Annotated in this window: 9 protein-coding genes, 1 tRNA gene and 1 pseudogene; 7 read left to right on the forward strand and 4 right to left on the reverse strand. The window is 69.1% G+C overall.

Translation table 11 applies throughout. The annotated features are described in order from the left end of the window. Positions 1-97 precede the first annotated feature (97 nt). The 6 genes from ACTOWL_RS20455 (at position 98) to ACTOWL_RS20480 (ending at position 6,537) form a co-directional block, all read left to right on the forward strand. On the forward strand, positions 98-1,258 hold the full coding sequence (locus ACTOWL_RS20455; protein ID WP_441323120.1) for a porin: 1,161 nt from the start codon (positions 98-100) through the stop codon (positions 1,256-1,258). Between the two features lie 103 nt (positions 1,259-1,361). Further along, complete coding sequence (locus tag ACTOWL_RS20460; protein ID WP_441323121.1) at positions 1,362-2,636, forward strand: ABC transporter substrate-binding protein; 1,275 nt, start codon at positions 1,362-1,364, stop codon at positions 2,634-2,636. Between the two features lie 10 nt (positions 2,637-2,646). After that, positions 2,647-3,537: a carbohydrate ABC transporter permease gene (locus ACTOWL_RS20465; RefSeq protein WP_441323122.1), complete on the forward strand. Its 891-nt coding sequence runs from the start codon at positions 2,647-2,649 to the stop codon at positions 3,535-3,537. Beyond that, entirely contained in the window at positions 3,534-4,397 is an 864-nt protein-coding gene (locus ACTOWL_RS20470; protein WP_441323123.1) for a carbohydrate ABC transporter permease, read from the forward strand. The genes ACTOWL_RS20465 and ACTOWL_RS20470 overlap by 4 nt, the downstream gene beginning before the upstream one ends. Before the next feature lie 27 nt (positions 4,398-4,424). Beyond that, complete coding sequence (locus tag ACTOWL_RS20475) at positions 4,425-5,744, forward strand: alpha-glucosidase/alpha-galactosidase (protein WP_441323124.1); 1,320 nt, start codon at positions 4,425-4,427, stop codon at positions 5,742-5,744. Positions 5,745-5,766: 22 nt separating this feature from the next. Beyond that, on the forward strand, positions 5,767-6,537 hold the full coding sequence (locus tag ACTOWL_RS20480) for an SDR family oxidoreductase (protein WP_441323125.1): 771 nt from the start codon (positions 5,767-5,769) through the stop codon (positions 6,535-6,537). 23 nt (positions 6,538-6,560) lie between these two features. Here the strand turns inward: ACTOWL_RS20480 and ACTOWL_RS20485 are convergent, their stop codons facing one another. Further along, positions 6,561-7,871, reverse strand: a complete 1,311-nt coding sequence (locus ACTOWL_RS20485; protein WP_441323126.1) for a PQQ-dependent sugar dehydrogenase — start codon at positions 7,869-7,871, stop codon at positions 6,561-6,563. Between the two features lie 308 nt (positions 7,872-8,179). Here ACTOWL_RS20485 and ACTOWL_RS20490 point away from each other — a divergent pair, with 308 nt between their 5' ends. Beyond that, positions 8,180-8,605, forward strand: coding sequence for a hypothetical protein (locus tag ACTOWL_RS20490; RefSeq protein ID WP_441323127.1), 426 nt, complete (start codon positions 8,180-8,182; stop codon positions 8,603-8,605). A gap of 115 nt (positions 8,606-8,720) precedes the next feature. On the opposite strand, the gene ACTOWL_RS20495 is transcribed toward ACTOWL_RS20490, so the two are convergent. The 3 genes and pseudogenes from ACTOWL_RS20495 to ACTOWL_RS20505 all read right to left on the reverse strand — a co-directional run. Continuing rightward, positions 8,721-9,557 (reverse strand): endo alpha-1,4 polygalactosaminidase, encoded by an 837-nt coding sequence (locus tag ACTOWL_RS20495; protein WP_441323128.1) that lies wholly within the window; start codon positions 9,555-9,557, stop codon positions 8,721-8,723. Positions 9,558-9,709: 152 nt separating this feature from the next. Beyond that, positions 9,710-9,805: transfer RNA gene (locus tag ACTOWL_RS20500), tRNA-Sec, on the reverse strand. A gap of 72 nt (positions 9,806-9,877) precedes the next feature. Then, a pseudogene (locus ACTOWL_RS20505) lies at positions 9,878-10,501 on the reverse strand (SelB domain-containing protein); the annotation flags it as partial. Positions 10,502-10,525: the final 24 nt, after the last annotated feature.

The following is a 10,525-nucleotide window of genomic DNA, read 5'->3' on the forward strand; positions in this document are numbered from 1 at the left end:
TGGAAGAAATCCGGAATTCGACCCTCCATTGTGGCCAGGTCCGGGGCGAACCCGGCAACGGCCCGCACAGTCGGGCTCCGGCAACAGGGGGCAAGCGATGGCGAGAGCGCAATCCTGCGCCGCCGCGGCGATCTGCGCGGCGACGGGCATGATCACCATGGGGGCGATGGCGGCGGAGGTGCCGGCCACGGCCGGGCTGCAGCTGAAGATCTCCGGCTTCCTCGGCTTCGAGGCGGCGGCGGTGCTGGACCAGTCCGACGACAATGAGTTCGACCGGAATTACGATTTCCGCTCCGGCGGCCGGCTGCAATTCGACGCCAAGAACGTCACCGATGATGGCCTGGAATACGGCGCCCGCATCCGGTTCAACAACGTCAACCGCCGCGACGACGTCACGGTCGACCATGTCTACATCTACCTGCAGGGCGATTTCGGCACCGTCACTTTGGGCGACGTCGACGCGGTGGCCGGCGACTACGGCTACATCTTCGCCCATGACGCGGTGGTGTCGGAGATGGGGATGGGCGCCAGTTGGGGCGACAACCTCGACCACGACTACGCCACTGGCGGCGGCCATTTCTTCTCGCTGGACCCGACCTACATCTCCGGCATCGGCGACCCGGACACCCGGATCAAATACAGCTCGCCCGACCTCGGCGGCTTCTCCTTCGGCGTCGACTTCACCCCCGTGGTCGGCGGCGACGATCATGCCGGCACCAGCGGCCGCGCCGACCTGACCAATGACGGCGACACGCTGTACGAGAACGTCGTCACCGCCGGGGCGAACTACACCGCCGAATTCGACGGCGTGTCGGTGCTGGTCTCCGGCACCGCCTCCACCGGCAACGGCGTCAGCGGCCATCGCGACCTCGCGGCCTACAGCCTGGGCACGCAGATTGCGGCCGGCGACGTCACCGGCAGCCTCAACTGGGTCCACTACGACAGCATCGCCGACAGCGGCAAGGCGATCGACACGGTCGCGGCCAGCCTGGCCTGGCGCTTCGGCGATTTCGAGGCCGGGCTCGGCTACGCCTGGACCACGGGGCAGAAGGGCAACGGCCTGGCGGGCGACGAGGACACCGGCGACGCCGGGCGGTCCGATCTGAAGCAGGACCACATCGCCGCCGCCACCCTGGTCTACACCCTGGCCCCGGGGCTGAACGCCTATGCCGAGCTCAACTGGGAGACCGCGTCCTTCCGCCAGGGGCCTGATTTCGACAACACCACGCTGGTCAGCGGCCTGGTGCTCGGCTTCTAGCACGCTGGTTTTCCGGAAAATGAACGCGACAGCACGGAAGAAATCCGGAATCCGTAGTGTCACAGTGGTGACATGGGGCAAACCCAACGAAGGGAGGCGAGAGATGAGATTGCAGGCATCCGCCGCTTTGGTCTGCGCGGCGCTGGCGGCCTCGGCCGTGGCCGCCTCGGCCGCCGCGGCCCCGGCGGCGATCGAGCTGACCTACATGCTCTGGGGCTCGCCGTCGGAGGGCGAGGTCTGGCGCGGCGTCGCCGACGCCTTCGAGGCCAAGCACCCGGAGATCAAGGTCAAGATCGAGGTCGCCGACTGGTCGTCCTACTGGCAGAAGCTGCGGGTGGTGGTGGCCGGCGGCAACCCGCCCGACATCTTCGCCATGGACGCGCCACTGTATCCGGACTGGCAGTCGCGCGGCGCGCTGCTGAACCTGCAGCCCTATCTCGACGCCGACCCGAAGGCGCTGGACGACATCTACCCGATCACGCTCGAGGCCTATCGCAGCGCGGACGGGATCTACGGCCTGCCGCGGGATTTCCAGACCATCGTCCTCTACTACAACAAGGACATGTTCGACGCCGCCAAGCTGCCCTATCCGACCGCGGATTGGAGCTGGGACGACCTGCGGCGCACGGCCAAGGCCCTGACCCTCGACAAGAACGGCGACGGCACCACCGACCAATGGGGCTTCTGGTCCGAAATCGGCGACCCCGAGCCGTTCTGGGGCGCGGTGGTGTGGAGCTATGGCGGCGACATCATCAGCGCCGACCGCAGCCGCACTTTGCTGGCCGAGGGGCCGGCGCGCGACGCCTGGCACTTCATCGCCGGCATGGCGCTGGACGACAAGGCGCTGCCGACGCCGGAGCAACTGAAGCAGTACGGCACCGACGGCTTCTCCGCCGGCATCGCCGCCATGACCGTGTCCGGCCACTGGGTGGTGCCGGAATATGCCGAGCGCGGCTTCGCCTGGGGCGTGGCGCCGCTGCCGTCCGGGCCGAAGGGGCGGGTGACCAGCGTCAACAGCGCCGGCTTCGTCATCTCCAAGACCACGGCGCATCCGCAGGAGGCCTGGGAGTTCGTGAAGTTCGCTGCCAGCCCTGACGGGCAGGCGGCCCTCGCCAAGCTCGGCCTCGCCGTGCCGATCCTGAAATCGGTGGCGGAAGGCCCGGCCTATCTCGACCAGCCCGGCCCGAAGATCGACCAGCGCGTGTTCCTCGACGCCCTGTCCTACGCCCGGCTGAAGCCGTCCTTCCGCGGCTATGAGGAATGGGCGACCGTGGTCGGCGACGCGCTGCTGCCGGTCTGGAACGGCGATGCCGCGATCGACGACGCGCTGGACGAGATCGGCCCCGCCGCCGACGACGTCCTGCAGGGCCAGCACTGAGACGGCCGCGATGCCGCCGAACGGCCTCCGCGTCCAGGGTCGCGACCGCGCCTGGCTCCTGCTGCTGCTGGCGCCGACGCTGCTGGGCCTGCTGCTCGGCGCCCTCGGCTCGGTGGTGGCGACGGCGGGGCTCAGCCTGCTGCACTGGGACCTGCTGACGCCGCCGGGCTGGGCGGGGCTGCAGAACTACGCCGACCTCGCGGTCGACCGCGGCTTCCTCAAGGCGCTCGGCAACACGCTGGCCTTCTCGGCGCTCTATGTGCCGCTGACGGTGGCGATCTCGCTCGGCGTCGCTTTGCTGCTGAACCGGCGGGTGACCTGGGTCGGGCTGTTCCGCGCGCTCTACTTCCTGCCGGTGATCACCTCGCCGACCGCGGTCGGGCTGATCTGGTCCTGGATCTTCGCCCAGGACCAGGGGCTGCTGAACGGCATCGTCACCGCGCTGGGCGGCGACCCGGTGCGCTGGCTCGGGCCCCGCATGGTGCTGGTCTCGGTGGTGATCGTGAACGTCTGGGGCGCGATCGGCGAAGGCATGATCGTGTTCCTGGCCGGGCTGCAGGCGGTGCCGCGCGACTATTACGAGGCTGCCCGGATCGACGGCGCCCGGCCGCGGCACCAGCTGCTGTTCATCACCCTGCCGCTGATGGTGCCCAGCCTGTTCTTCCAGACCGTGCTGTCGACCATCCATGCGTTCCAGGCCTTCGACTACATCTACATCCTGACCCGCACCGGCACCGGCGGCTCGACCCTGCCGACCGTCGTCTATTCGATCTACCGCACCGGCTTCGGCTTCTTCCGCATGGGCGATGCCGCGGCCCAGAGCCTGACTCTCGCCGCCATGATCCTGGTCCTGACGCTGGGCTATTTCCGGCTGCAGAAGCGCTGGGGGGTGCCGGCATGACCGCGGCCCTCGCTTTGCGCGCCCGCAGCGCCCGGCCGCGCACCCTCCGCCTCGGCGTCGACGCCCTGGCCTATGCCGTGCTGATCGCCGGTGCATTGCTGATGGTCGGGCCCTTCGCCTGGATGGTCTCGACCTCGCTGAAGCTGCCGGCCGACCAGTTCGGCCACGCTTTGATCCCGCCGCACCCGACGGTCGAGAACTACCTGTCGCTGTGGCGGATCATCCCGTTCGACGGCCTGCTGTGGAACAGCCTGAAGGTCGCCGCGATCTCCACGATCGGGCAACTGCTGACCTGCTCGATGGGCGCCTTCGTCTTCGCCGTGGTCCGCTTCCCCGGCCGGCAGGTGCTGTTCGTGGCCCTCTTGGTGACGCTGATGATCCCGGCGCAGATGGCCGCGATCCCGCAATTCGTGATCTTCAAGTTCCTCGGCCTGTACGGCACCCAGGCGCCCTTATACCTGCCCAGCTTCCTCGGCGGCGCCTTCGGCTGCTTCCTGCTGCGCCAGTATTTCCTGACCATCCCGATCGAGCTGGCGGAGGCGGCGCGCATGGACGGCGCGTCGCTGCTGACGATCTGGTGGCGGATCTACCTGCCGCTGGCCCGGCCGGCCCTGGCGGCGCTGGCGATCTTCGCCTTCCTCTCCTCCTGGAACGACCTGTTCAGCGCCCTGATCTACCTGCCCAGCGACCTGGAGAAGACGACGCTGCCGGTCGGGCTGGCCCTGATGCAGCAGCAATACGCCGCGCAATGGACCGTGATGATGGCCGCCGTCCTGGTCAGCATCGCCCCGATCCTGATCGCCTTCAGCCTGGCCCAGCGGCACTTCATCGAAGGCATGGCGCTGTCCGGCCTGAAATAACCCGACCGTTTCCAAGAAAGACCTCCCATGGCCAAGATCTGCCTCATCGGTGCCGGCAGCACCGTCTTCGCCCAGTCGATCATCGGCGACATCCTCAGCCAGCCGGACCTGGCCGACAGCGTCGTCGCCCTGCACGACATCGACGGCGAGCGGCTGAACACCTCCGCCATCGTCGCCCGCCGCATCGGCGCCTCGCTCGGGCTGGACACTCTCCGGGTCGAGGCCTCGCTGGACCGGCGCCAAGCCATGGCGGGGGCCGATTTCGTCATCCTGATGATGCAGGTCGGCGGCTACCGCCCGGCGACGGTGACCGACTTCGAGATCCCGAAGCGCTACGGCCTGCGCCAGACCATCGGCGACACGCTCGGCATCGGCGGCATCTTCCGCGGCCTGCGCACCATCCCGGTGCTGCTGGAGATCTGCGAGGACATGCGCGCGGTGTGCCCCAACGCCCTGCTGATGAACTATGTGAACCCGATGGCGATGAACTGCTGGGCGCTCGCCGAGGCGGCGCCGGACATCCGCTCGGTCGGCCTGTGCCACAGCGTGCAGGAGACCTCGGGCGACATGGCGCGCTGGCTGGGCGAGGCGCCGGAAAATCTCGACTACCTCTGCGCCGGCATCAACCACGTCGCCTGGTTCCTGAAGTTCGAGAAGCGGCTGCCCGATGGCGGGCGCGAGAACCTGTATCCGCGGCTGAAGGCGCTGGCCGAGGCCGGCGTGGTGCCGGCGGGCGAGGCGGTGCGCTTCGACATGCTGCGCCGGACCGGGCATTTCGTCACCGAATCCAGCATCCATTTCGCCGAGTACAACCCCTGGTTCATCAAGGCCGGCCGCGACGACCTGCTGGAGCGGTACGAGGTGCCGCTGGACGAATATCCGCGCCGCTGCGAGGCGCTGATCGAGGAGTGGCACGCGCTGCGCGCCGGGCTGGAGGCCGATGACAGCCCGATCCCGGTCCGCCGCAGCAACGAATACGCCGCCGGCATCGTCCACGCCGTGGTCACCGGCCGGCATAACCTGATCTACGGCAATGTCCGCAACGACGGGCTGATCGCCGACCTGCCCGACGCCGCGGTGGTCGAGGTGCCGTGCCATGTCGACCGCAACGGCGTGCAGCCGATCCGGATCGGCCGCATCCCGAACCATCTGGCCGGCATCATGCGGCTGTCGATCAACGTCCAGCAGATGGTGGTCGAGGCGGCGCTGACCCGGTGCAAGGACGCCATCCGCCACGCCGCGATGCTGGATCCGCACACCGCGGCCGAACTGTCCCTCGACGAGATCTGGCGTCTGGTGGACGATCTGATCGAGGCGCATGGCGACCTGCTGCCGCGCTATCATTGAGAAGCGAAAAGGGACACCGGGAATGCCGGGTAGACTGGAAGGGCGCGTCGCCATCGTCATCGGGGCGGCGCGGGGCATCGGCGCGGCGATCGCCGAACGCTTCGCGGCGGACGGCGCGCGGGTGGTGATCGGCGACACCGATCCCGCGGCCGGGGCGGCGACGGCGGCGCGGCTGGGCGCCCGCTTCGTCGCCACCGACATCAGCCAGCGGGCGGATGCCGACGCCATCGTGCGGGCGGCGGTCGACGGCTTCGGCCGGCTCGACATCCTGGTGCAGAACGCTGCGATCTATCCCTGGACGCTGATCGAGGACATCGAGCCCGAGGAGTGGGACCGGGTGATGGCGGTCAACCTGCGCGGCACCTACCTGGCCGCGCGGGCGGCGCTGCCGGCGATGCGGGCGGGGGGAGGGGGCCGGATGATCTTCACCTCCTCGATCACCGGCCCCCGCGTCACCAGCCCGGGCCATGGCCACTACGCCGCGACCAAGGCCGGCATCAACGGCTTCCTCAAATCCGCGGCGCTGGAGTTCTCCGGCTACGGCATCACCGTCAACGGGGTCGAGCCCGGCAACATCCTGACCGAGGGGATGCAGCAGCACCGCAGCGCCGAGTTCATCGCCATGATGGAACGGGCGGTGCCGCTGGGCCGGCTCGGCACGCCGCAGGACGTGGCCGCTTCGGTGGCCTTCCTGGCCTCGGACGACGCCGCCTACATCACCGGCACCACCATCGTCGTCGACGGCGGCCAGACCCTGCCGGAAGGCCACGACTTCCGCCTGCGGCCGCAATAGGGCAGGGCGGCCGGCGGGCGGGTTCAGCCGTGCTCCGGCGCGCCCGTGACCCGCCAGATCACATCGCCGACGTCGTCCGCCACCAGCACCGAGCCGTCCGGGCCAAGAGTCACCCCCACCGGCCGTCCGTAGGAGGCGCGCTCGTCGGGGGACAGGAAGCCGGTCAGGATGTCGCGCACAGGCCCGGCGGGGCGTCCATTCACGAACGGCACGAAGACGACCTTGTAGCCGCTCAACGTGCTGCGGTTCCAGGAGCCGTGCTGTCCGATCGCCATGCCATCGGGGAAGCCGGGCAGGGTGCCGGCCGGAAGCCAGCACAGGCCCAGCGACGCCGTGTGCCCGCCCAATGCGAAATCCGGCGTTATGGCCGATGCGACCAGCGCCGGGTCCTGGGGCACCCGGTCGTCCACGATCCTGTCCCAATAGCAAAAGGGCCAGCCGTAGAAGCCGCCGTCGCGCACCGATGTCAGATAGTCGGGAGGCGTCTCGTCACCCAGCCCGTCGCGCTCATTCACCACGGTCCAGAGAGCCCCGGTCGTCGGCTCCCATGCCATGCCGACAGGATTGCGCAGGCCGGAGGCGAAGATGCGGTCCTGGCCGCTCTCGAGGTCCAGTTCGTGGATGGCCGCCCGGCCTTCCTCCGCCGCCAGCCCGTGGTCTCCGATATTGCTGAGCGAGCCGACACCGATATAGAGCTTCCGCCCGTCGGGGCTCGCCAGCAGGCTGCGCGTCCAGTGCCCGCCGGGGTTCAGGTCGTTCAGCTTCCGCCCCGCTGCGCTGATGCGGTTGTCTCCGGGCGTGTACGGAAATGCCACCACGCCATCGGTGTTGCCGACATACAGCGTATCGCCGAGCTGCGCCATGCCGAACGGCTGGTTCAGCCCGTCGAGGAACACCTCGCGGGTCTCGGCGACGCCGTCGCCATCGGCATCGCGCAACAGCGTGATGCGGTTCGGGCTTTCTCCCACCGCGGCAGCACGCTTCATGGTGCTGAACATGGCGTAGTCGAAGACGGACTTGATGCCCCCCGGTGCACTCAGCGCCTCGGCCACGAGCGTGTCGCCATTCGACAGGACGTGGATCCAGCGCGGATGCTTCAGGCCGGCTGCGAAGGCGTTCACCTGGAGCCCCGGCGCAGCGACCGGCGTTTGCCCCGCACTCCATCCTCTTGCGGTCGGCATCTTCAGCGTCGGAATGCCCTGCGGCTTGGCTGCCGGGATCGCCGGCGTGCTGCCGAAGGCCGGCTCTTGCGAGCCGTCATGCCGGTGCCGTAAAAAGATCGCTCCGGCGCCGACCAGCGCGACCACTCGAGCAAAGATGCCGGACAAGCTCATGGCGTTCCTCTACTTGCGTGAAACACGAGCGACACGAAGCGCCTCGAGGTGGGTCCCAACGATCTGTCAGGTTGTAGACGGGCCGTGAAGGCCGTTTGCGGACGAAAGGTGGTTGGATTCGACCCGAACGCCCAAAAGGCTTCGCGCTGATTGACATCCGTATCATATCTCGCACCAACCGTCGGCGTCCGCTTCCAGGTGCCGACGGCGATGCCCGGTTCCGGGTCAGCCTCGACGGGCCGGCCGGGCGGGCGGCGCTGCCGGACGCCCGCGACGGTGCCGCGGCGAAGGAGACGCGCCGCAACCGGGTGGCCCGTGCCGTCTCCTGCTCGGTCGCCGCCAACCGCGACCTCGATGCCGAGACCTGCGAGGCGCAGATCGCCGCGATGTGGAAGCGGCTGATCGACGACCCGGACATCGACGCCGACCTCGCTTTCTCCGGGCATGCGCTGGAGGAGATCGTCTTCCACCTCTGCCGCGACATGCGCATCCGTCCCGACCCGGCCTGGCTGAACCCGGACTATTCCGGCGCCGACTGGTTCGGACGGCGGAAGCGGGCGGCCAAGGACGGCGACAAGCCTCCCGTGCCCTGGTGGCCCGAGGACGGCCCGGATACCGGCCGCTACTGGCATCTCGACGAGAGCGACAAGATCTCGGTCGAGGGCTGGTACGACATCGAGACCGGCGAACGGCTCCACTGCGCGCCCTGGCTGCTGAAACCGGGCGGCGGCTGACCGCCGCCGGTCGCCGCCATCCTTGCCGATCACCAGCCCGCCCAGCCTTTCCGCTCTCCCCCTCCCGCGAGGGGAGGGGGACGCATGTGCTTTGGCCGGGCCTGCCGTCAGCCGCTCAGCACCATTTGTACTCGTAGCCGGACGACCCGGCCGGGACCACGTCGCGGTCGCGGTAGATGATCGAGATCGTGCTGCCGCGCGCGGCGCAGGCGGCGTTGAAGAAGCTGATCGGGTTGACCGGGTTGCCGTCCGCATCCCGGTTGTTGTCGTTGTACTCGATCTCGTAGACTTGGTTGCCGTAGATTTCGGTGAAGTCCTCGCACTCCGACCACACCTGGCATTCCTCGACGATCGCGAAGTCGAAGCCGATCTGCGAGATGCCGATCGGCGCCAGCTCGCTGGTGTTCTTCTGCGCGATGGCGAGGTTGGCGGCATGGGCGCGCTGCACCAGCAGCTTGGCGAAGGCGGTGTTGTGGGCTTTGGTCAGCACGGCCTGCGAGCGGGTCCAGGAATCGAGGTTGTCCGGCTCCACCGCCTTGAAGCCGTCGGCCGCACATTTGTCGATCCACGGCCCGATGATCGCCATCAGCGCGGTGCGCTTCGCCGCCGTCGAGGTGTCGAGCAGGTACTCGTCCGGCCAGTCCGGATCGATCACGTATTTGCCGTTCTTCTTGACCAGCAGGTTGGAATGGTTGGTGGTCCACCACACCGCGTCGTCGGGCTGGGTCTGGAACGCGTTGACGTAGCAGATGCTGTACTTGCCCGGGGCGGGCGCCGCCAGCCGGTCGCGGTCGACGATGGCGACGCCGGACGCGGCGGCATAGGCGCCGCCGATCTGGTAGTCGAACCGGCCGTTCGCGGTCGGCCGGGTGAAAGCGCTCGCGGACGTGGCCGCAAGGATGCTCGCCGCGGCGACGGCAGCCGCCGTCGTCCGGAACCACAGTGCATGCATGGGGGTCGTGACCTCTCGGGCCTGCCGTCCCCGCCTCGAGCCCATTCGCTCTGGCGTGGTTGGGGGCCGGGCTGGTTACCGGCTGGGGGCAGGCGCTGCTAGGATGTCCATCCTCCCGCGCAGGGTCAACAACTATGATCGGGGCGGTGGAATGGCGGAAGAGAGTGGGAGTCGAACCCACCAAGGACCGGCTCGCGGCCCCTCCCGGATTTGAAGTCCGGACGCCCCACCGGGGACGATTCTCCTCCAGGCCCCTCGGCCGGCGCCTCGCCGATCGAGGGACGAAACAGGTCCAGCCGGTGCCGGTTCAGCCGGCGCAGGTCGCCCCGCCGCAGCGTCACGCCGTGGCGGTCGAAGAACTCCAGGATCTGAATCGCGACCTTGCGGCCGCTGTCCACCTGATCACGGAATTGCGCCGCGGTGAAGCCGGTCTCATGCGCCTCGCCCAGCCGCAGCAGGATGCCGACGACCTCGGTGACGGTCGGGCGCAGGAAGAAATGGTCATGCGCCACCTCGTCGACCCGGCCCATCCGCCCGGCGCGCTTCAGCAGCCGCCGGATCTCCGCCTCGTCGATGCCGGTCTCGCCGGCGATGTCGCGCACCCGCGGCGGCCGGAACCGCGTAGCACCGCCGAGGCGCGGAGCGATGTCGGCCCACAGCGCCTCGTCGGCCTCGGTCAGGTGCGCCTGGTGGCCGGTCAGCCGGACCCAGGCGCCGTCCAGCGCCACCTGGTCGGCCCGCGCCAGCCCGCGCAGCAGGGCGGCGAAGGCCGGCGCCGGCAGGCGCGGCTGCGACTGCAGGCGCAGCCGTTCGAAGCCGATGCCGGGCAGGTCGGAATTGTCGCGGTGGAAGGCGTCCAGCGTCTCCAGCAGCCCCTGGGTCAGCCGCGTCCAATCCTCCGCGATCAGGGCCAGCAGCTGCTCGCCCGCCGCGATCCGGACCAGGCCGACCGGCTCGGCCTGGTCCGG

This window comes from Inquilinus sp. CA228 (genome assembly GCF_052078665.1).
GTDB lineage: Bacteria > Pseudomonadota > Alphaproteobacteria > DSM-16000 > Inquilinaceae > Inquilinus.